This is a genomic window from Hahella sp. CR1, from assembly GCF_029813005.1.
Lineage (GTDB): Bacteria > Pseudomonadota > Gammaproteobacteria > Pseudomonadales > Oleiphilaceae > Hahella.
This window is the reverse complement of record NZ_JAPELK010000004.1, coordinates 119,588-139,101: the sequence shown is the minus strand read 5'-3', so window position 1 is coordinate 139,101 and position 19,514 is coordinate 119,588. Positions and strand designations below refer to the sequence as shown.

The window sequence follows — 19,514 nt, the reverse complement described above, 5'->3', positions numbered from 1 at the left end:
CTTAAAACGCAAACGGCGCAGCTTGGTTAAACTGCGCCGTAGTAAAAGGCGAATTTCGCTTAGGCGGACATGCGCTCCAGCAACTCTTTCGCGAAGTCCACGTACTGTGTCTGATAGGCGGGCGCTTCGTCCTGACGGGTTTGCAGCATCTGACTCAGGAACTCATGCACCAGACGCGCCGGGTCAGCGAACATAGACGCTTTATTCAGGGAATCCGCCAACATATCACGGTGTTTCGCCAAAGACTGGAAGGCGTCGCCAGCACCTTCAGTACGGCGATAAGCGGTATCCACACGCTCATACTGCAGGCTGCGCATGTTGATGGCGTAATTGGCGATTTCACTGCCATCTACATTCATATCCATTGCTGCGGAAAAGGCTGCGTCCATATCGCCGCCGAAGAAAGAGGCTGCAATCCCTTCAACTTGCTGCAGCATATCCGCCAGCGCATTCAATTCGCCCTCGTCCAGCTCGCCGTCAACGGAGAATTCAAAAGAGCCGATTCTGAAGCTGTTACTGGAGAACTGCATGGCTTCGCCATTTTCGCCGCGACGATAATTCAGCGAGGTTTGTGAGCCTGATGCTTCCACCATGCGAATGCGCACGTTATCGCCATCCTGAGTCTGCACGTTTATACCTACATTCGCGGCATAAAGAGATGACCGTCTGGCGGACAACGCTTCAGCAATACCGCCAAGACGCGATGGCGCATCGCCGCCAGTCTGAGAAGGGCCGGCGTCAGAATCTGAATTTGAGCCCTGAGAGCCGTTATACCCATCTGGAACGTAAATGACATCTGGCTCGCCATACCCATCAGGCACATAGATAACATCCGGCTCGCCGTATCCCGGCGGCACATAGACCACATCAGGTTCTTGCGTTTGAGGCTGAGGGTCAGTGGGGCTGTCTGAAGACAGATAACGCTCACGCAGTCCCGCCAAGCCATCCTGAATCAGCTGATAACCTGAATCGATATCTTCTTGCAGCTCATCCGTGATCAAGCCGCGAGCGTCCAATTCCTCCATCGCTTCTGCGTATCCGCGATCAACGCCTTCAGCGGCTTGAGCAAACAGGCTTTCCAGATCTTCCGGCGAAGCGCCGTTACGGGCGGCGTTTTCAATTCTCTTTTCTACAAAGCCCAGAACTTTGTTAGCGACATCTTGGGGAGTGGGAACTTGTGGTTGATAAGAATCATTGGCGGGTTTTACCCCAAAGCTGGCGAGACGCCCAGACATCCTGGCTTCAAAAACTCGAACGGAAAAATCCCGACCGCCGCCGCTTTGGCTATAGGAAACTTCTGTGCTGGAGTAACTGAAATCATATGCAGCGACATTGCCGCCCGCGCCCTTGCCATGACGCATCTTCTCAGACGCTTCAGAGCCAGAACCATGATGAGAACCAGAAAGCAGATTATTTATCGCCGGCATTGCAAAGTGCATTTAAACGCCCTCCCCCAAACCTGTTTACGCCCTCCCCGTAAAGCCATTTTCAACGAGGGCAATATAGTTAGCGTCAGATCCCGCGTTTTCTTTAGCGACTTTGCATTATTAAAAGTTAATTTCTAGGAATTTTTGGTTATGCTTGCAGGTAACCATTTGATTATCCAACAGCTATGACAGCCGCAGCTTCCCCGACGACCAACAAATACAGATTCGCCTCAGCATTACGGCCATTCTCCCTGATCATCGCCGTCGCCTGCTGTAGTATCGCTTTCGCCCGCACTTACCCTGACGCCAACTTCTCAACACTACTCTCTACACTGACTTTCACCGCTACATTGTTGGCGCAGTGCGGAGTAAACCTCATCAATGACTGGAGCGATCAACGCCAGCCCGAACTGCGCCTGAGCTCCGACCAAATTCACGCCATTCGTCACAATTTCGCCCTGGGAATGGCGTGTTTCGCCTTCGCTGCGATTTTAGGAAGCGTCATTATGTTTATGAGAGGGCCGGCAATCGCCTTACTGGCCATAGCCGGCTTTACGGGCTGCCTGGCGTACACCATTGAGCCCTTTAACCTGAAACGCCGAGGCTTGGGGTTAATATTGGTATTCGTATTGATGGGCCCGCTTCTGATTACTGGCGCGGGATTCAGCGCTACAGGAGCTTGGTCGCAAACGCTGCTTTTGGACTCAATCGCCTTCGGCCCCCTAATCTCCCTGGTGTTAATGGCGAATGAAATTCGGGATATAGAAAAAGATCTGCGCCATGGCGATCGCACGCTTTCATCTATATTAGGGTTACCCCGCGCCAAATTGGCGTTTCTGTCTCTCCTGGGATTAACCGCCGCCGGGTATATCGCTTTGATTTCATTGGGCCACTTAAACTCTCCACTGTGGATGACAGGCTCGCTCGTTTTCGCCCTGCTCCTCGTGTATCGACTGCTGCAAATGCAAAGCGCCATGTCTCGCCGCAATCTGCCGCAACTGGCGGGAAGACTGACGGGCGTCACCGCACTGTGCCACATACTTTCCATTTGATCGCGCCGGGACAGAAAAAGTCACCTGTGGTATAGTCCCGCCGCAGTTTTCAGTCGCCTTGAGAGTCCTCATTTTTATGCTATCGAATCGCTTTCCGGAAGACCCCGCGCAACTCCAACCCGCCCCTTTGTGGCGCCGCCTCGCAGCCATGTTTTATGACGCCATTTTACTGATTGCAGTATGGATGGTGACCACCATGATTTATATGCTTCTACGCGGAATGGTTATCGGTTCTGAAGCGATGCAGATGGAGGCTGACGCAGGTAAAAACATCGGCGACCCACTGCTTTCCAGCAGCCTGTTTCTGGCTACTTTCTTCTTTTTCGCCTACTTCTGGCGACGCATAGGACAGACTCTCGGCATGCAGGTCTGGCGAATTCGTATTCAAAATCCGGACGGATTCAAGGTGAACTGGAGTCAGTGCCTGCTGCGCTTCTTTGGCGCCGCCGCCTCCGCCGTTTGTCTTGGATTGGGATATCTCTGGGTTCTTTGGGACAAAGAGAAACTGAGCTGGCATGATCGCTTCTCTTTGAGCAGAGTCGTTTATGTCCCCGCCAAGCCCTCCGAAAAGAAAAAAAAGAAGTAGATTCTCCTCTTTCACCACTTTTTCCAGTCATCCTGACTTTTCAACAATCCCCCATTTGTCCGATTACACCGTCGAAACGCCAATTTAACGAAAATATTCGGGCGCTCGACGGCGCTCTGAAATATGCCATAAAAACAAAAACATACAGAAATCAACAAACTCCAAAACAAGAGCGATTTAAAAATTTAACGACGAATCTATAGGTAATTTCCGCAATCAGAGCTTGGTTGACATTAAAATTCTTTTCGGATGGAATACGGAGGAACCGCTAGTTCAAAAAGCGTGATTTGTGATAATAACAACAGACAGAACAACAAGACTCAGTTCTAAAAACAAGAAAGTATCCTGTGCACGAGCAAGCACTATGGATCAAATAGAAGTTAAAGCGGTCTGGCTCATATGATGGTTACAGAACATTCCCAACACATTTGCGTACGCTTCTGCAGCTCGCTACTTATTGGGATCTGTATGTCCTACCTCGATGATTTCCTCGCCACTCGCCTATCCCTTAGCGAAGTCCTAGATGAGTAGCTTCTAAGAGACTACCCTGGCATGAAAGGCTCAAATGCCACATTCTATTCTCACAACATGCAAAGAATAGGTGGTAGCCGGAGCTAACTACTATTATTAAGTCGATTTGTCGGCATCGCCCACTCTCAACCGGAGGTTTACATGGCTGAAAAAGCCCCCCTGGTAGTCACAGACGTACATAAGAAGTTTAATGACCTGGAAGTCTTGAAAGGGGTTTCGCTTAGAGCCGTAAAAGGTGACGTAATCTCAATGATTGGTTCGTCAGGTTCAGGCAAAAGTACTTTTTTAAGATGCATCAACCTGCTTGAAATCCCTACCTCAGGTGAAATAGAAGTTCACGGCGAACAAATCACCTTCACCACCAGTCGAAATGGAGAACGGAAGCCTGCGGACATCAAGCAGGTGGAACGCATGCGGTCCCGACTGTCCATGGTATTTCAAAGTTTCAACCTCTGGTCGCACATGACCGTGCTGGAAAACATCGTTGAAGCGCCCATTCATGTGCTCGGCGTCCCCAAAAAAGAAGCCCTGGAAAGCGCAGAACGCTATCTTCAGAAGGTTGGTATCTGGGAGCGCCGCAATTACTATCCCGCACAAATGTCCGGCGGACAGCAACAGCGCGCCGCTATCGCCAGAGCGCTGGCGATGGAGCCAGACGTCATGCTGTTTGACGAGCCCACCTCCGCACTTGACCCAGAGTTGGTCGGCGAGGTGTTGAAAGTCATGCGTTCACTGGCGGAAGAAGGCCGCACCATGATTGTGGTGACCCACGAGATGGCCTTCGCCCGCGACGTTTCCAGCCAAGTGGTGTTTCTGCACCAAGGCAAAATCGAGGAGCAAGGCTCTCCTGATAAAGTATTCAACAACCCGGATTCCGAGCGGGTTCGACAGTTTTTGGCTCCGAAGTATTAATCCTATACAGGGCCAATTAAACCGTGCGCGACGTCCTTCGGTTCATCGCTGCACTTTCGCAGAAAATGGGGTTTAGAAAACGGTGGCCAAGCCATCAGTCTGATAATAAATGTTGAGGAAATTTCATGAAAAAGTTACTCATTACCTTGGTGTCCGTACTGGCTTTTTCGTCAGCCCAAGCTAAAGACTGGAAAGAAATCCGTATCGGCGTTGACGCAACCTATCCTCCCTTCGCCTCCAAAAACGCCGCTGGCGAACTGGAAGGCTTCGATATCGAAATCGGCAATGCGCTGTGCGCGGAAATGAAAGCGAAATGTGAATGGGTAGTGCAAGATTGGGACGGCATCATCCCTGCACTGCTGGCTCGTAAGTACGACGCCATCCTGTCATCCATGTCCATCACCGAAGAGCGTCGTGAAAAAGTTCTGTTCACCGACAAATACTACAACACGCCTTCCGGCTGGGTAGCCAAGAAAGGCGCGGGCATTGATCCTTCCGACATGAATCAGCTGAAAGGCAAATCCGTTGGCGTTCAGCGCGGCACCATTCAGGACACCTATGTCAGCGAAGAACTGAAAGACGTCGTCAACATCAAGCGTTACGCTGGCCAGGACGAAGCTTACCTGGATATGAAAGCTGGCCGTCTGGACCTGCTGTTCGTTGACGCACTGGCTGCCGATGGCGGCTTCCTGAAGAAAGAAGCGGGCAAAGAATTCGAATTCGCCGGCCCCATGATCACTGAACCCGTCCGTATCTTCGGCGAAGGCGCTGGCGTCGCTGTGCGTAAGCGCGATACCGACCTGGCTAACAAATTCAACGCCGCCATCAAGAAAATCCGTGGCAACGGCGTGTACAAGAAAATCAACGACAAGTACTTCGAAATCGACGTTTACGGCAAGTAAGCATCTTAAGGGAGGCTCCGGCCTCCCCTTACCATCAATCGATCAGGCGATTTTATGTTAGATCTGAAAGGTTACGGCCCCACTATCCTCAAAGGATCACTGGTTACCATAGAAGTAGCCATACTCTCTCTATTGCTCGCCTTGCTGTTGGGATTGTTGGGCGCAACCGCAAAACTATCCAGAAACCCGATTTCCAAAGCAGTAGGCACCGCTTACACCACCGTGATCAGGGGCGTGCCCGATCTGGTTCTGATGCTGCTGATCTTTTATGGCGGCCAGATAATGATGAACAGCCTTTCAGACTGGCTTTACGACCAGTTTGAAATTGACACCTACATCAACATCAACGCCTTCGTCGCCGGCGTGTTGACCATAGGTTTTATTTTTGGCGCCTATATGTCAGAAACATTTCGCGGCGCTTTCCTCGCCGTCGAACGCGGCCAAGTTGAAGCTGGTCTGGCCTACGGAATGAATCGCTGGCAGATTTTCAAACGTATTATGTTTCCGCAGATGATGCGTCACGCCCTTCCCGGTCTGGGCAACAACTGGCTGGTTATGCTGAAAACCACTGCGCTGGTTTCCGTCATTGGCATGGAGGATATGGTGCGAGCCGCCCATCAGGCTTCCGCCGCACTGCAAGCGCCATTCATGTTCTTTATTCCTGTGCTTTTAATATTCCTGGCGCTGACTTCCATTTCCGAGTTTTTCTTCAAAAAGCTGGAAACTCACTACCATGTTGATTCCAGGAGAGCTTCCCAGTGATCGAGACCCTTACCACCTGGCTCAACCAGAATAAAATTTTCAACGTCGGCACTCTGGAGTACTACGGGGATGGCTTGACGGTCACCGTGCAACTGGTCTTCCTGTCACTGCTGATTGGCCTGGTTATCGCCATTCCACTAGGCATATTGCGCACCAGCAAGAACCCCTGGGTAAGCAAACCTATCTGGCTCTATACCTATATATTTAGAGGCACGCCACTGCTGATTCAGCTTTACCTGATCTATTACGGCTTGCCTGCGCTTCCCGGCGTGAAAGACTCTTTCATCTGGCCCTTGCTGGCCAACGCGTTTTACCCGGCCTTGCTCGCCTTCATTCTGAACACCGCTGCGTACACAACAGAAATCATTCGCGGCGCCATTCAGCAAACCCCCCAGGGGGAAATCGAAGCCGCCAAGGCTTACGGCATGTCCTGGTGGTTAAGCATGCGTCGCATCATTCTGCCTAACGCCTTCCGCCGGGCCCTGCCAGCGTATAGCAACGAAGTCATCTTCATGTTGCACGCCAGCGCCATCGCCAGCGTAGTGACGATTATCGACCTCACTGGCGCCGCCCGTTACATCTATTCCAAGTACTATGCGCCTTTCGAGGCCTTCACCTTTGTCGCCATGATTTACCTGTGCCTGACCTTCACCATCATTTATATCTTCAAGCGTCTGGAACACAAGCTCATGGCCCACTTGAGACCTGTAGGAAGCTGATTTGTCTATGAGCGCTTTATTCGCCCCTCACAAGGACTTCTTATCCGCCACGCTGGCTGACATCCCTGAGGGGCGGGAAGCGGCGCAAGAAAGGGAAGTCGTAGAAAATAACGGTGTGGTGTTCCGCCTCACCGGCCACGGCGCGCTAACCTGCGCCCCCTCTTCTCCCGTCGGACCCAAGCTGGTCTTTTCCGCAGGCGTGCACGGCAACGAGACTGCGCCAATAGAAATCGTGAACGAAATCGTTTCCGAGCTATTGGAGGGAGTTCATCCTGTGCGCAGAGAGTGTCTTTTTCTCCTCGGAAATCCTCCCGCCATGAGAGCGCAGGAGCGCTTTATTGATATCAATCTCAATCGCCTTTTCAAGGAAAGCGCCACCACAGGTCCCGGATATGAGCCCAATCGGGCGGCGGAACTCATCGCACAGGTACAAGACTTTGTCCCTGCTGGAGAGACCTGTTGGCACTACGACCTGCACACAGCAATTCGGGGCTCGCAAATCGAAAAGTTCGCCGTTTATCCATTCCTGCCAGCCCGACAGTGCCCCACTCTACAACTGAAGCTGCTAGCCGCTAGCGGAGTGGAAGCCGTCCTGCTGCAAAACAAACCGGCCGCGACATTTTCAGGTTGGAGCGCAGCAGAGTACGCCGCAGAGAGTTTCACAGTGGAGCTGGGCAAAGTGCATCCATTTGGTGAAAACGACCTAGCGGGACTCGCCAATCTTAAAGACCAGCTTCTGGCGTTAATCGCCGGTGACGACGCCGCAATCAAATCCCATAGCGGAAAGCTGCCTGAGCAGTATCAGGTCGTTGACGAAATCATTAATACAGGCAAGAACTTCCAGCTAAACATTGCGGAAGATACCCCCAACTTCACTGAGCTGGAGGTGGGTTATTCAGTTTGGAAGGATGAGGAGACGGAGTACGTTGTTTCCGGCAGCCCTGTGCGTATTGTCTTCCCTAACTCCAAGGTAGGGCCCGGTCAACGCGCAGGGCTGTTAGTCAGGCCTTTGCCTGCAATGTTACTGAGCTGATTCAGCGGGTTGATCCCGCTTGCCCACCGGCTTGTTGCGCACCGGCAGCGTAAAATAAAAAGTGCTGCCGCCGCTTTCTCCCGGCCTGAAGCCAATTTCGCCGCCATGAGAATGAATGATGGACTGACATAACGTCAGACCGATCCCCATCCCTGACTTTTTCGTGGTGAAGAAAGGGCTGAACAAGTTGTTCTGATGCTCTTCTGCGACGCCAGGTCCTTCGTCCGTCACTTCGAACAAAATCCCCTTGCCATTGGCCTGAGCGACTTTGAACTTAACAGCGCCGCGCATATTCGCGTGCCCCATCGCCTCCATGCCGTTACGTAACAGATTCAAGGCCACCTGTTGCACCTGCACCGGCTCAATGTAGAGTTCCGGTAATGAGGGCTCTATATTCGCGCGCAACTCAATGCCGTGCTCTTTGGCTTCTATTTCCGCCAACTCGAGGATGTCTCTCGCAAGCGTGTTGGCGGACAACATCTCTTTGCCCTGCAAAGGCTTCTTAACGAAATCGCGAATATGCTGAATAACCTGACTGGCGCGTAGGCACTGACTTTCTATCTTCTTCAGCGTTTCGTCCATCAGCGCCTTGTCCAACTGCTCCGCCTTAGCAATACGGTTGGCGACACGGATGTAATTGACGATGGCGGTAAGAGGCTGATTCACTTCATGAGCGATGCCCGCCGCCATCTCTCCCATCATACTCAAGCGAGAGATATGCGCGAGCTGGGAACGTTGCGCTTCGGCGCTTTGCCGCGCAGCCTCCAGCTCTTCAGCCTGCTTAATCTCATCCGTCGTGTCATGAAATACCACAACGGCATGAGTGGCATGATCGTCCCGCGCCGTCGGCGTAACCGTAAAGGCGACGGGATAGACAGAGCCATCTGGACGCGTAAACAAAGCGTTTCCGATGCGTAACGCCTCATTTTTACTTAATACGCGCTGTAGACGCTCGGTCATCCGATCCAAATCGAATGCATTTTCACCCTCAGGGTTTTCCGCCTGACTGAAATGCAATTGCACGAACGAACGCCCGAGAAGGCTGTCTTCGTCGCACGCATTCATGCGTCCCGCCGCCGAGTTGGCGAAAATGATTTCACCACGACGACTCAGCCCATATATACCCTCGCTCATGGCGGACAGGATACTCGCCTTGTCAATCTGCAGCTCGCGATTACGGGCTTCCAGTTGCTGCTCCAGGCGATGGATCTTCAGGTGGGTCTCCACCCTTGCGATCACCTCTTTGACCTGGAACGGTTTGGAAATGTAGTCCACGCCGCCGGCATCGAAGCCCATCACTTTGGAGTCCGTGTCATCCAGCGCAGAAAGAAAAATAATCGAAGAGGATGCAGTGGCCGGGTCCTGCTTCAAGGTGCGACACACCTCGAAGCCATCCATGCCAGGCATCATGACATCAAGAAGAATCAAGTCAGGGTGGGATTTACGAACGATGCTAAGCGCTTTTTCGCCGCTATCCGCCACTAACAGCTTATAGCCGCGGCCATCCAGCGTTTCGTAAAGGATTTTCAGGTTAGCCGGATTATCATCCACCAGCAGAATCTGGTCCTGTCTGGATAGCTTGGATACTGCTTTGTTATCTACCGTCGCCATGCTCCACCGAGAAAAATGCCGGAACTTGCGACTATAGACAGCCGTATCATCCCGTTTAATACGCGATAACCCTTACAGACTCGAGGCGACTTTCACCCCAGGGAAAGCTGCGGCGGATGCCGCAGAAATCAGCTTCTTGCGGCCAGCACCATCTGCACCAACTGCGCCAGAGAATGCGTTCCCATCTTCTGCATGACACGGGAGCGGTGGATTTCCACGGTTCTCTGGCTGATGTTCAGTTCAATGGCGATTACTTTATTAGCGTTGCCTTCAATCATCATTTCCATGATTTCCAGCTCGCGCGGAGTCAAAGACTCTATCTTCTGACGCAACTTCTCTTTGTGACGCAGCGCTTCTTTCTGTTCAGCGTCCATCGCCAAAGCGCCTTTCACCTTCTCCAACAAATCTTCTTCTCGGTACGGCTTCTGCACAAAGTCCACAGCTCCCAGCTTCATCGCCTCCACAGCCATAGCCACATCGCCATGCCCGGTTACGAATATCACTGGCAGGGCGCACCCGAGCTCAAGCAGCTTTTTGTGCAGCTCCATGCCTGTCATGCCAGGCATACGGATGTCCAGAACCAGACAGCCATTCAGATCGGCGACTTCCTCTTCCAGGAAGCTTTGGGCGCTGGAATACCCTTTGGTACTGTAACCTTCCGCCCGCAACAGGAGCAGCAGAGAGTCGCGAACAGCTTCGTCGTCCTCGACCACATAGACTATCTGGTTCATTACATTCATCTTGGCTAATTACCTATTTTTCTTGCAGGTTCTTGTTGCTCATCATTTTAGGTTCCGACGCCAGCAACAACGCCGGATCGAGCCTGGTCTGAAACCAGTTTATCCGCCAGTCCAGATGCGGCCCTGTGGCCCGCCCGGTAGAACCGACTTTGGCGATTTCCTGTCCCTGTTCCACTTTGTCGCCCACTTTCACCAGAATCTTATCCAGATGAATAAAGGTGGAAGACACGCCATAACCGTGATCGATCACCAGGGTTCCCCCTGAAAAAAACATATCCGGGTGCGTGAGCGTTACTTCTCCCGAGGCTGGCGCAATCACGGAAGCGCCTCGCGGCGCAGCGATATCCAAACCGTAGTGCGGACGACGCGGCTCGCCGTTGAAATAACGCTGACTGCCATACACTCCCGTAATCGGCCCTTTCGCAGGAGAAATAAATCCCTGTAAAAAATAGTTTAGTCGGGAATCACGTCCCCGCGCACGGGCTACTTGAGCGTTTTCCTCCCGAATGCGCTTCAAATCGTTCGGGTCGGGCTCCATCATCTTCTTAGGAATGCCCTCGATATACTGTATGTCGTAATCTCTGGCGGAGATAGTGACGGGCTGCGTCCACTCCTGTCCATCCACCAAACGGACCTTCAGGCTATGGCTTAATTCGTCATCGCGCTCAAAACCAAACACGAAATGACCATCTTTCGTCAGTTCAAGCTTATGGTCGTCATACCAGACCTGAGCATCAGCAGCGATTTGGCCAACGACCAGACCACCCTGGGTTAAGTCACCCTTGAGTTCAATAGGAGACGCCGCCCAAACACGGGCGCAGAGAGTAAGAGAAAGAAGAAGCATCCAATGCGGAAGGCTTCGCAGTAGTCTGATTAACATCATTTTTAACGATAAGACCGCGCGCAAAACAAATGGCGAACCACTTTGTGGTATTCTCATTATCATAGCCGTTAGTGGAAGCGGGTAAAACCGTTTATCCGCCCGATAGCCGACAAATGTAAGCGGAGGCAGGCGTTTCTAACCTGATTTTAATGATGGCCCAACTCCAACCGCCCCCAAATCACCCCACTCGCTATTGGCATCAACTGGATGATGGCCGCATTCAGTGCGATATCTGCCCTCGCGCCTGCAAACTACATGAAGGACAGCAAGGCTTATGCTTTGTGAGAGCGCGAGAGAATGACGCCATCGTGCTCACCAGCTACGGTCGCTCCAGCGGGTTTTGCATCGACCCTATAGAAAAAAAACCGTTGAATCACTTTCTGCCGGGCACGCCCGTGCTGTCTTTTGGCACCGCCGGTTGCAATCTCGCCTGTAAATTCTGTCAAAACTGGGACATGAGCAAATCCAGAGAAATGGATACTCTCGCGGCCACCGCCATGCCGCAACAACTAGCCGAGTCAGCCCTGCATTACGGCTGCCGCAGCATCGCCTTCACTTATAACGACCCCGTGATTTTTCACGAATACGCAATTGATGTGGCCCAAGCCTGTCATGAGGTCGGCGTCAAGTCTGTCGCCGTGACGGCCGGCTTTATGTGCCCGGAGCCCCGCAAGGAATTTTATCGCTACATGGACGCCGCCAATGTTGACCTGAAAGCCTTCACGGAACGCTTCTACCATAAAATTTGCGGTGCGCACCTGGCGGAGGTTTTAGACACACTGATCTACCTGAAGCAGGAGACATCAGTTTGGTTCGAAATCACCACGTTACTGATTCCAGATGAAAATGACTCCTCTCAAGAATTGGAGAACATGACCCAATGGGTGGTGGAACACCTCGGCCCAGACATTCCCATGCATTTCTCCGCCTTCCATCCAGATTGGAAAATGCGGGACACCCCCCACACACCCCCGGAAACGCTCACTCGCGCCCGGGATATCGCCATGAAAAACGGCGTACGCTATGCATATACCGGCAATGTTCATGATAGCCAAGGCGGCAGCACGTGGTGCGCCAGCTGTGGAGAGTTACTGATAGAACGCGACTGGTATCGCCTCGGTAAATGGGGTTTAAATAAGCACGGGGAATGCGCCCATTGTGGAGCCGTCTTACCGGGTGTATTTGAATCACATCCCGGCAACTGGGGCCCCCGACGCCAACCCGTAAGGATTAACTAGAACGCATGCAGTTACGCCAGCATCCAGACCTCCAAATTGAGCCTATTGCGATAGTTAATGGCGCGCTCACCCTCATTCATCCAGTACTGACGGACGCTGACGCAGCCTCTGTTATGGAGGACTTGACCCAGCACCTGGCCTGGCGCCAGGACAGCCTGCGCATCCAAGGCCGCACTATTCCCATCCCGCGCCTGCAGGCCTGGTATGGAGAAGCGCACTGCCATTATGCTTATTCTGGTCTGCGCCTGAGTCCCACTCCATTCTCTCCACTGCTGCAACAGTTGCGTTATATCGCTTCTGAACACGCCTCCACGGAGTTCAACTGTGCGCTGTGTAACCTGTATCGGGATGGCCAGGACAGCGTTTCCTGGCATGCGGATGATGAGCCTGAGCTGGGGCCCACTCCCATCATTGCTTCTTTTTCTTTTGGCGCAACACGTAAATTTCAGATCAAGCCCAAACGAGGCGGCCAAACCCTGGCGATAGAGCTGATGCACAATTCGCTGCTGATCATGTCAGGAGACATGCAGCGCCACTGGCGCCACCAACTTCCCAAAACCAAAACGCCAGTGGGTCCGCGATTGAATCTGACTTATCGAAATATTCTCGCCGTCTGATGGAGTCCCCAACCCTGATGACCGTCGCAGCTCACCAGTAAACGGTTGCGCATCCTCAATGATGAATTAGAATCTGCGGCGTGGTTATCCGTTAAACCAGTTTCGAGAAAAACATGTCTATTAACGACAAGCTGCGCAGGCAGCTTTATATCATTATTTTTCACGCTGACACCCCGGCCGGCAAAGCCTTTGACATAGCGTTGATCGGCGGCATTCTTATCAGCGTGCTGACCGTGATGCTGGACAGCGTCAGTGAGCTGCGCATGAAATACGGCGACTGGTTCGTGGCCGTTGAGTGGCTTTTCACAATCCTGTTCACAGCTGAGTACCTGCTGCGAATCTACTGTGTAGACAAACCCATTCGGTATATTTTCAGCTTTTATGGCATCGTCGACCTGCTCTCCATCCTCCCCACCTATTTGAGTTTGTTCGTGGGCGGCGCGCACTATCTGCTGGTCATCAGGGTGCTTAGAGTTCTGAGGGTGTTTCGTATCCTGCGGCTGGCGAAGTACGTTTCTCAGGCCAACCTGCTGTTGCACGCGATTCGCCAAAGCCGGCAAAAAGTTACGGTGTTTCTGTTTTCCATCCTGGTGCTGGTCACATTGTTCGGCTGCATGATGTATCTGATAGAGGGCCCCGCTAATGGTTACACCAGCATTCCGCGTAGTATCTATTGGGCTATCGTTACTCTCACCACCGTGGGATATGGAGATATCGCTCCAAGGACAGACCTTGGCCAAGGCATGGCGGCGATGGTCATGGTGATGGGTTACGCTATCATCGCCGTGCCAACAGGTATTTTTACCGCAGAACTTTCCAACGTATTGCGCAACAACTACCTGAGTCTGGCCTGTCGTTCCTGTGAAAAAGATTTACATGAAGCAGAAGCTCGTTTTTGCAGCCATTGCGGCGCGCGACTTCCTTTGGGGACAGTTGTGAAGCCAGTTAAAGCTCAGAGTTGAGGCATGCGGCCAGAGACGCCGCACGCCTTTTAGTACGTAGTACGGATACTATGGATAGTACGGAGGGACGCCCTAGTGACGTCTCTCCGCAATTTTCAGTTGCTTGAGCTTCTGCTGAACCATGCCAAATAACGTATTGCGGCTATAGACGCCTTTTTCGTTTGGCTGTCCAACGCGCAGGCCAGTCAAAATCTCCAGCGCCTCTCCTACATTCCTGACGGAATAAATGAAGAATTTCTTCTCCTTGCAGGCGTCCAGCACACGCTTGTTCAGCATCAGATTGTGCTCGTTGGAAGCGGGAATAATCACGCCCTGCTCCCCACTCAGCCCTTTGATGCAGCAGGTTTCGAAGAAGCCTTCAATCTTCTCGTTGACCCCGCCAACCGGTTGAGAATCGCCGAACTGGTTCATCGAGCCGGTAATTGCAATGTTCTGCCTGATTGGCGCATCGGCAATCGAAGAGATGATCGCGCAAAACTCCGCCATGGAAGCACTGTCGCCATCGACTTCGCTGTAAGACTGCTCAAAGGCGATACTGGCGGAAATTCTGATCGGACCATTCTTACCGAAAATAGAAGCCAGATACGCAGACAGGATCATCATGCCCTTAGAGTGAATAGCGCCGGCCAGCTTAACGTCGCGCTCGATATCGATCACTTCGCCATCGCCATAATGCGTGGTCGCAGTCACCCGGCTCGGCACGCCAAACTCATGATCGCCCGTACTCAACACCGACAACGCATTGATTTGGCCCACTTTCTCTCCAACTGTGGAAATCAGTGTAGTGCCATCGCGGATGCTGTCGAACACTTGATCACGAATTCGACTGGAGCGATATTCCGCGCTGCGCAGCGCTTTGTCCACATGCTCTGAATGGATCATTTTCGCTTTGGCGTCGTTGGCCCAGTAGTTACTCTCACGCAACAGATTAGCGATATCCGCCGCGTGCAAAGACAACCGGTTCTGATCTTCCGCGACGCGAGCGCTATGCTCCAGGATTCTCATCACCGCGTAGCGATCACAAGGCATCAGCCCCTTTTCGCGCACCAGGCTGGTAATAAAACGGGCATAGTGCATTTGAGTTTCAGGGGTGCGCGAAATCTCACTTTCAAAGTCCGCCGTCACCTTGAACAGTTCGCCGAAGTCTGGATCATACTGCTGCAGCAACAGGTATGTATCTCTGTCGCCGAACAGCACGATTTTCACTTCCAGCGGCATTGGCTCCGGTTCCAGAGAAATCGTACCGGACAGCGTGATCTCTTTCTCCAGCGCATTCATGACCACATTGCCTGAACGCAGCGTGCGCTTGATTGCATCCCAGACAAAAGGCTGCTCAAGTACTTTGACGGCGTCCATGAGGAGATAGCCGCCATTAGCGCGATGAAGAGCGCCGGGACGGATCAGGGTAAAGTCGGTAAATACCGTGCCTTTATAAGTGACGTTCTCCACCGCCCCAAACAGGTTGAAGTAGTTTGGGTTGTCTTCCACGACGATCGGCGCATTGCCATTGGCGTCGTGATGCACCATCACGTTCACCTGGTAGCGTCTGGGCAGTTTGTTATCCATGGTGGCCGCAGCCAGAGCCGCCTGTTCTTCGCCGTCGTCCAGAAAAATCTCAACGTTTTTCAGCAAATCCGCCTGAATTTGTTCCAGATGCTCAACGACTTCTGTGTGCTCGCGATACTTTTTCTTCAGGTTATCGATCAAGTGCTGAGAAACCGCCAGCGCAATCTCTTCATTCAGCGCCTGCTGTTTATCCGCATATTCCTGTTCCCACTGGCTGAGTCGACGCAGCACCGTGCGGAGCTTTTTCTCCAGCTTGTTGATCGCGTCTTCAAACTCCTGTTGGCGAGCTTCCGGGAGTTCCGCAAACGTGTCCGCGCTGTATGGTTTCTCGCCGTCCGTCGCCACCAGACGATAACCGCCAGGCGTTGTCACAGTCAGGCTGATTTGCTGTTTTTTGGCCGCGTTGGCGATGCGACTAAGCGATTTTTCCTGCTTCTGACTCAGCTCGTTTTTAATCTGCTCTGCGCGCTCATAGTAAGACTCATTGTCAAACGCCTGCGGAATGCCCTTTTGCAGGCGCACCAACAGTTGTTCCAAATCTTTCTTTAACGGCATTCCCAGCCCGGCGGGAAGACGCAGCACTTTGGGCGAGCGCACATCGTCAAAGTTGTTGACGTAGCACCAGTCGCTGGCGACCGCATCGGAACGTTTTTTCTCCAGGAAGCGCATGATCATCGTCCGCTTACCCAGACCGTTGCGGCCAATGGCGTATATGTTGTAGCCGGCATCCGCCATGGATATGGCGAACTGCACCGCCTCCTGGGCGCGATTCTGCCCAAGAATGCCTTCCAGCGGCTCCAGCGCGCGGGTGCTGCTGAATTTAAAATCTTTTGTCAGACAGGGTTTGTAGAGCGATTGGATTGGTAGGGGCTTTTTCTTAGTCATAGACTCCGCCCGAGCTAAATCGGGGCGTCAAAATGCGTGTATAGATCGCTGCTCGCCACGCCGGCTCACCTGCGACTTCCCAAAAAAGGGTCAAGTTTAACCAAATCGGCTTTAGCACAAAACCGCTTTTACACAATTATCCAAGATGCTCTCCGCCACGCCCGCCAACGCTAGAAGACCTACAAAAGCGCTGACGATTGATCAGGCGAGCTAAAGTTTTTCCTACACCCGCCGTTATAAGTTTAGCGTAACTCCGGTTACGGCGACGCCGGCCGGAAACAGGGCCAAACGCAACAATTCAAGGCGAGTTAATACAACAATAGGGAATGATTGAAAAAATGAAAGACAACCTGTTAGAGGAAATCCAGACATGTACATTAATGACGCCAGAAACAGGCCTCCCCCCCCCAGCTCGGCTTCCCTGAAGCAGGCCGCTCAAGTCGAGTCCACGCCGGCGCAGGCGCCCCTGACAGAAGGCGAGCTGCATGATCGCCGCATGCGCCCTGATCGTCGGCGCAGCGATGAAAACGACTACGACGGCCAAGAACGCCGCAAAAGGCGAGAGCGACGCACCCCCAAACTGCTCGGGGCGCGAGACGGGCAGCCGGAAGAGCTGGAGAATAGAACAGGAAGACTGGTGAATACTGCGGTTTAGACCCTCGCCATCAACCACACGGGTTGCGCCAGCTCACAAAACACGAAGCTGAGCATTTATTATCCAAATCCAATTAATAAAATAAGCAGCCCGATAAAGGGAATCCATCGGGCTTAACGCTATTACCCAAAAGATACAGACTCAGCATAAGATCATGCAGGAAGTGACTTTTCCCTCCCAATCAGAACGCCGCATCAAAGTACGGCACACCACAACAGCCATGACAGCAATGGTTTGTTTATCAGGCCTGTTCAGCCGCTCCAAAACTCGTATCGTCGTTAACTGCATAGACTTTAACCGCTATGGTATGGCGTTTCACAGTAGTCAGAAATTTCGTCTGGGCGAGAAGATTGAACTTTGTTTCCGAGGCCGCTACATTGCTGAAAATGGCATTCAGGCGCAGATTGTTAACTGCCGCGAACATGAGCATGGCTTCAGATACGGCATCCAATTCGCTTACTGCGCCTCCAGCAGAGATTATTCCAGAGAAGTTGATAATGCTTTGTCCCGTATTGAAGGCTTATTCAGCAAAGCACAGGAAGCCTGTCGCTCAAGGGCTTCATGACTGAGCCGTTGACCATGCTGGACTGCGACGGACTGATTCTCGCTGGCGGCAAGGGACAGCGCGCGGGCGGCAATGACAAAGGGCTGCTATCCTGGCGCGGCCAGCCTCTCGCCCAACACATACACTCCACATTCGCCAAAACCTGCGAACGGGTTTTAATCAGTTGTAATCGCAACAAGGCGCAGTATCAGCGCATGACGCCTTTTGTCTTTTCCGATGACTGGGGAGAGTTTGCCGGCCCTCTGGCGGGCATCTACTCCGCCCCCCCCTATATGAGTAAAGAGTGGCTATTGATCAGCCCCTGCGATACGCCACTTCTCAGACCTGAATACGCACTTCGCATGTTTACCGGCAGACGCGACAACCTGATAAACATCGCCTGGGATGGAGAGCGATTGCAGTATCTGCACTGCCTGCTTCCCGCCAGCAGTTTTGAAGATATTCTTCGCTATCTACAGAGCGAGGGACGTAGCGTCAAACGCTGGCTGGATTCACGCCCCTTGCAACAAATCGACTTCAGCGACTGCCCGGAGATGTTCTATAACATCAATACACTGGAAGAACTGGCGAATCTGGACAAGTCCCAAGAACAGTAACAGAAGTACGCCCACTGCTCGTTTCGTCTCAAACTATCGAAGTTATTCAGACTCAGAACTCCATTCTCCCGCCCTGGCCTGATCGCTTTCCTTGGCCTCCACCCAGTGCTCCCCTTCTGCCGTCAGTTCCTTCTTCCAGAATGGCGCCTGCACCTTTAAATAATCCATGATGAACTCACAGGCGGCGAAAGCATCACCACGATGAGCGCTGGCGGCCACCACCAAGACAATCTGATCTCCCGCCCAAAGCTCGCCCACTCGATGGATGACTCTCACCCCATTCAAATCCCAGCGCTGAGAAGCTTCTTCTGCAATTTTAAGCAGTGACTTTTCCGTCATGGCCGGATAGTGCTCCAGATAAAGTCCTTTCACATCAGGCTTATCACTGAAGTCACGCACTAGGCCGACAAAACTGCAAACCGCGCCGACACTGGTGTCGCCATCCGTCAATCGACGCGTTTCTTCTCCAAGATCAAAGTCGTCCGTTGTCACATCGATGTTTATGTTGTCACTCATCGTTCAGAAACCACCTAATGAAGGCTGCGCGTAACGCGCAATAGATAAAGAAATGCTGACTAACACTTTAAGTTTTTAAGGAAAGAATTTCTAATAGGCGGCCGTCGTTCAAACAAACCGAAATAAAAAGAAGCTGTGAAAGGAGCCCGTCATGAGCTACATGCTGCTCAAACACATTCATATGACCTGCGTTGCGCTAACCTTTGCGTCCTTTACCCTGCGCTTTATATGGATGATTCTGGAAAGTTCGCTCTTGCAGCGTAAGTTAAGCAAAATTCTTCCACACATTATCGACACAGTGCTACTCCTGAGCGCCATAGGACTCGCACTCAAGCTCCAGCAATACCCTTTCTATAATGGATGGCTCACCGCAAAAGTGGTGGGGTTAATCATTTATATTGCGTTAGGCGTGTTCGCGCTCAAGAGAGGCAAGACAAAAGGGACTCGCATCCTGTTCGGACTTGGCGCTTATATGGCGTTCGCCTATGTCGTCATGGCCGCACTGACTAAAAGCAGCTGGCCATTACCGTTTTAAAACCTTCCGCCAAATTAGTATTGCGTGCCGCTTTTATCCTCGGGTTCTAGGTCACCCGGCTTAGGTGGCGTCACGTAATAACGCTTCTGGTCAAGCTCTTTGACTTCAGGATCGCTCACAGGGTTTCGTTTCCGACTATTAACCACCCAAATCACGACCGCGACCACGATAGCTAGCAATACGACCCACTTCATATTCGTTCTCCCTCTCCACAACAGCTC

The 19,514-nt window shown here is 52.3% G+C and carries 21 protein-coding genes; 14 read left to right on the top strand and 7 right to left on the bottom strand.

Going from position 1 to position 19,514, the window contains the following annotated elements; all coding sequences use genetic code 11:
- Positions 1-59: 59 nt before the first annotated feature.
- Positions 60-1,439 carry a DUF5610 domain-containing protein gene (locus ONV78_RS11245; RefSeq protein ID WP_279503206.1) on the bottom strand — a complete coding sequence of 460 codons (1,380 nt, stop codon included), beginning with the start codon at positions 1,437-1,439 and terminating at the stop codon, positions 60-62.
- 173 nt (positions 1,440-1,612) lie between these two features.
- Between ONV78_RS11245 and ONV78_RS11240 the strand changes: the two genes are divergently transcribed.
- From ONV78_RS11240 to astE, 7 genes are all read left to right on the top strand, one after another.
- Positions 1,613-2,479: a prenyltransferase gene (locus tag ONV78_RS11240; protein ID WP_279503205.1), complete on the top strand. Its 867-nt coding sequence runs from the start codon at positions 1,613-1,615 to the stop codon at positions 2,477-2,479.
- Positions 2,480-2,555: 76 nt separating this feature from the next.
- Positions 2,556-3,065, top strand: a complete 510-nt coding sequence (locus ONV78_RS11235) for an RDD family protein (RefSeq protein WP_216734971.1) — start codon at positions 2,556-2,558, stop codon at positions 3,063-3,065.
- A gap of 672 nt (positions 3,066-3,737) precedes the next feature.
- Positions 3,738-4,508, top strand: coding sequence for an ABC transporter ATP-binding protein (locus ONV78_RS11230; RefSeq protein ID WP_216734972.1), 771 nt, complete (start codon positions 3,738-3,740; stop codon positions 4,506-4,508).
- 125 nt (positions 4,509-4,633) lie between these two features.
- Complete coding sequence (locus tag ONV78_RS11225) at positions 4,634-5,410, top strand: ABC transporter substrate-binding protein (RefSeq protein ID WP_279503204.1); 777 nt, start codon at positions 4,634-4,636, stop codon at positions 5,408-5,410.
- Between the two features lie 54 nt (positions 5,411-5,464).
- A complete protein-coding gene (locus ONV78_RS11220) occupies positions 5,465-6,172 on the top strand; it encodes an ABC transporter permease (protein WP_216734974.1) in 708 nt (235 codons plus the stop codon).
- The gene (locus ONV78_RS11215; RefSeq protein WP_279503203.1) at positions 6,169-6,891 is read left to right on the top strand and encodes an ABC transporter permease; all 723 of its coding nucleotides are present in this window, start codon (positions 6,169-6,171) and stop codon (positions 6,889-6,891) included. The genes ONV78_RS11220 and ONV78_RS11215 overlap by 4 nt, the downstream gene beginning before the upstream one ends.
- A 7-nt stretch (positions 6,892-6,898) precedes the next feature.
- The gene (gene astE / locus ONV78_RS11210) at positions 6,899-7,924 is read left to right on the top strand and encodes a succinylglutamate desuccinylase (protein ID WP_279503202.1); all 1,026 of its coding nucleotides are present in this window, start codon (positions 6,899-6,901) and stop codon (positions 7,922-7,924) included.
- Here astE and ONV78_RS11205 read toward each other — a convergent pair.
- The 3 genes from ONV78_RS11205 to ONV78_RS11195 form a co-directional block, all read right to left on the bottom strand.
- A complete protein-coding gene (locus ONV78_RS11205) occupies positions 7,913-9,535 on the bottom strand; it encodes a response regulator (RefSeq protein ID WP_216734977.1) in 1,623 nt (540 codons plus the stop codon). The two genes, astE and ONV78_RS11205, sit on opposite strands and share 12 nt — an antisense overlap.
- 128 nt (positions 9,536-9,663) lie before the next feature.
- A complete protein-coding gene (locus ONV78_RS11200; protein WP_241567000.1) occupies positions 9,664-10,266 on the bottom strand; it encodes a response regulator in 603 nt (200 codons plus the stop codon).
- A 22-nt stretch (positions 10,267-10,288) separates the two neighbouring features.
- The gene (locus ONV78_RS11195; RefSeq protein ID WP_279503201.1) at positions 10,289-11,119 is read right to left on the bottom strand and encodes a M23 family metallopeptidase; all 831 of its coding nucleotides are present in this window, start codon (positions 11,117-11,119) and stop codon (positions 10,289-10,291) included.
- A gap of 188 nt (positions 11,120-11,307) precedes the next feature.
- Between ONV78_RS11195 and amrS the strand changes: the two genes are divergently transcribed.
- The 3 genes from amrS (at position 11,308) to ONV78_RS11180 (ending at position 13,975) form a co-directional block, all read left to right on the top strand.
- Positions 11,308-12,396, top strand: coding sequence for an AmmeMemoRadiSam system radical SAM enzyme (gene amrS, locus ONV78_RS11190; RefSeq protein WP_279503200.1), 1,089 nt, complete (start codon positions 11,308-11,310; stop codon positions 12,394-12,396).
- A 5-nt stretch (positions 12,397-12,401) separates the two neighbouring features.
- Positions 12,402-13,013, top strand: a complete 612-nt coding sequence (locus ONV78_RS11185; RefSeq protein WP_279503199.1) for an alpha-ketoglutarate-dependent dioxygenase AlkB — start codon at positions 12,402-12,404, stop codon at positions 13,011-13,013.
- A gap of 113 nt (positions 13,014-13,126) precedes the next feature.
- On the top strand, positions 13,127-13,975 hold the full coding sequence (locus ONV78_RS11180; protein WP_216734981.1) for an ion transporter: 849 nt from the start codon (positions 13,127-13,129) through the stop codon (positions 13,973-13,975).
- Positions 13,976-14,047: 72 nt separating this feature from the next.
- Here the strand turns inward: ONV78_RS11180 and ONV78_RS11175 are convergent, their stop codons facing one another.
- A complete protein-coding gene (locus ONV78_RS11175; protein ID WP_216734982.1) occupies positions 14,048-16,426 on the bottom strand; it encodes an ATP-binding protein in 2,379 nt (792 codons plus the stop codon).
- A gap of 370 nt (positions 16,427-16,796) precedes the next feature.
- Between ONV78_RS11175 and ONV78_RS11170 the strand changes: the two genes are divergently transcribed.
- The 3 genes from ONV78_RS11170 to mobA all read left to right on the top strand — a co-directional run bounded on the left by ONV78_RS11170 (position 16,797) and on the right by mobA (position 18,242).
- Positions 16,797-17,081 carry a hypothetical protein gene (locus ONV78_RS11170; RefSeq protein WP_279503198.1) on the top strand — a complete coding sequence of 95 codons (285 nt, stop codon included), beginning with the start codon at positions 16,797-16,799 and terminating at the stop codon, positions 17,079-17,081.
- A 154-nt stretch (positions 17,082-17,235) separates the two neighbouring features.
- A complete protein-coding gene (locus ONV78_RS11165) occupies positions 17,236-17,646 on the top strand; it encodes a PilZ domain-containing protein (RefSeq protein WP_279503197.1) in 411 nt (136 codons plus the stop codon).
- The gene (gene mobA, locus ONV78_RS11160) at positions 17,643-18,242 is read left to right on the top strand and encodes a molybdenum cofactor guanylyltransferase MobA (RefSeq protein WP_279503196.1); all 600 of its coding nucleotides are present in this window, start codon (positions 17,643-17,645) and stop codon (positions 18,240-18,242) included. The genes ONV78_RS11165 and mobA overlap by 4 nt, the downstream gene beginning before the upstream one ends.
- Positions 18,243-18,284: 42 nt before the next feature.
- Here mobA and moaE read toward each other — a convergent pair whose 3' ends face one another.
- Complete coding sequence (gene moaE / locus ONV78_RS11155; RefSeq protein ID WP_216734986.1) at positions 18,285-18,758, bottom strand: molybdopterin synthase catalytic subunit MoaE; 474 nt, start codon at positions 18,756-18,758, stop codon at positions 18,285-18,287.
- A gap of 151 nt (positions 18,759-18,909) precedes the next feature.
- On the opposite strand from moaE, the gene ONV78_RS11150 reads away from it, so the two are divergent.
- Positions 18,910-19,293 carry a SirB2 family protein gene (locus tag ONV78_RS11150; protein ID WP_279503195.1) on the top strand — a complete coding sequence of 128 codons (384 nt, stop codon included), beginning with the start codon at positions 18,910-18,912 and terminating at the stop codon, positions 19,291-19,293.
- 14 nt (positions 19,294-19,307) lie between these two features.
- Here the strand turns inward: ONV78_RS11150 and ONV78_RS11145 are convergent, their stop codons facing one another.
- Positions 19,308-19,487, bottom strand: a complete 180-nt coding sequence (locus tag ONV78_RS11145; RefSeq protein WP_216734988.1) for a hypothetical protein — start codon at positions 19,485-19,487, stop codon at positions 19,308-19,310.
- Positions 19,488-19,514 lie beyond the last annotated feature (27 nt).

Coding starts and splice junctions, on each gene's coding strand:
- ONV78_RS11245 (WP_279503206.1), bottom strand. CDS start 1,439: ATGCACTTTGCAATGCCGGCGATAAATAATCTGCTTTCTGGTTCTCAT.
- ONV78_RS11240 (WP_279503205.1), top strand. CDS start 1,613: ATGACAGCCGCAGCTTCCCCGACGACCAACAAATACAGATTCGCCTCA.
- ONV78_RS11235 (WP_216734971.1), top strand. CDS start 2,556: ATGCTATCGAATCGCTTTCCGGAAGACCCCGCGCAACTCCAACCCGCC.
- ONV78_RS11230 (WP_216734972.1), top strand. CDS start 3,738: ATGGCTGAAAAAGCCCCCCTGGTAGTCACAGACGTACATAAGAAGTTT.
- ONV78_RS11225 (WP_279503204.1), top strand. CDS start 4,634: ATGAAAAAGTTACTCATTACCTTGGTGTCCGTACTGGCTTTTTCGTCA.
- ONV78_RS11220 (WP_216734974.1), top strand. CDS start 5,465: ATGTTAGATCTGAAAGGTTACGGCCCCACTATCCTCAAAGGATCACTG.
- astE (WP_279503202.1), top strand. CDS start 6,899: ATGAGCGCTTTATTCGCCCCTCACAAGGACTTCTTATCCGCCACGCTG.
- ONV78_RS11205 (WP_216734977.1), bottom strand. CDS start 9,535: ATGGCGACGGTAGATAACAAAGCAGTATCCAAGCTATCCAGACAGGAC.
- ONV78_RS11200 (WP_241567000.1), bottom strand. CDS start 10,266: ATGAACCAGATAGTCTATGTGGTCGAGGACGACGAAGCTGTTCGCGAC.
- ONV78_RS11195 (WP_279503201.1), bottom strand. CDS start 11,119: ATGCTTCTTCTTTCTCTTACTCTCTGCGCCCGTGTTTGGGCGGCGTCT.
- amrS (WP_279503200.1), top strand. CDS start 11,308: ATGATGGCCCAACTCCAACCGCCCCCAAATCACCCCACTCGCTATTGG.
- ONV78_RS11185 (WP_279503199.1), top strand. CDS start 12,402: ATGCAGTTACGCCAGCATCCAGACCTCCAAATTGAGCCTATTGCGATA.
- ONV78_RS11180 (WP_216734981.1), top strand. CDS start 13,127: ATGTCTATTAACGACAAGCTGCGCAGGCAGCTTTATATCATTATTTTT.
- ONV78_RS11175 (WP_216734982.1), bottom strand. CDS start 16,426: ATGACTAAGAAAAAGCCCCTACCAATCCAATCGCTCTACAAACCCTGT.
- ONV78_RS11170 (WP_279503198.1), top strand. CDS start 16,797: ATGTACATTAATGACGCCAGAAACAGGCCTCCCCCCCCCAGCTCGGCT.
- ONV78_RS11165 (WP_279503197.1), top strand. CDS start 17,236: ATGCAGGAAGTGACTTTTCCCTCCCAATCAGAACGCCGCATCAAAGTA.
- mobA (WP_279503196.1), top strand. CDS start 17,643: ATGACTGAGCCGTTGACCATGCTGGACTGCGACGGACTGATTCTCGCT.
- moaE (WP_216734986.1), bottom strand. CDS start 18,758: ATGAGTGACAACATAAACATCGATGTGACAACGGACGACTTTGATCTT.
- ONV78_RS11150 (WP_279503195.1), top strand. CDS start 18,910: ATGAGCTACATGCTGCTCAAACACATTCATATGACCTGCGTTGCGCTA.
- ONV78_RS11145 (WP_216734988.1), bottom strand. CDS start 19,487: ATGAAGTGGGTCGTATTGCTAGCTATCGTGGTCGCGGTCGTGATTTGG.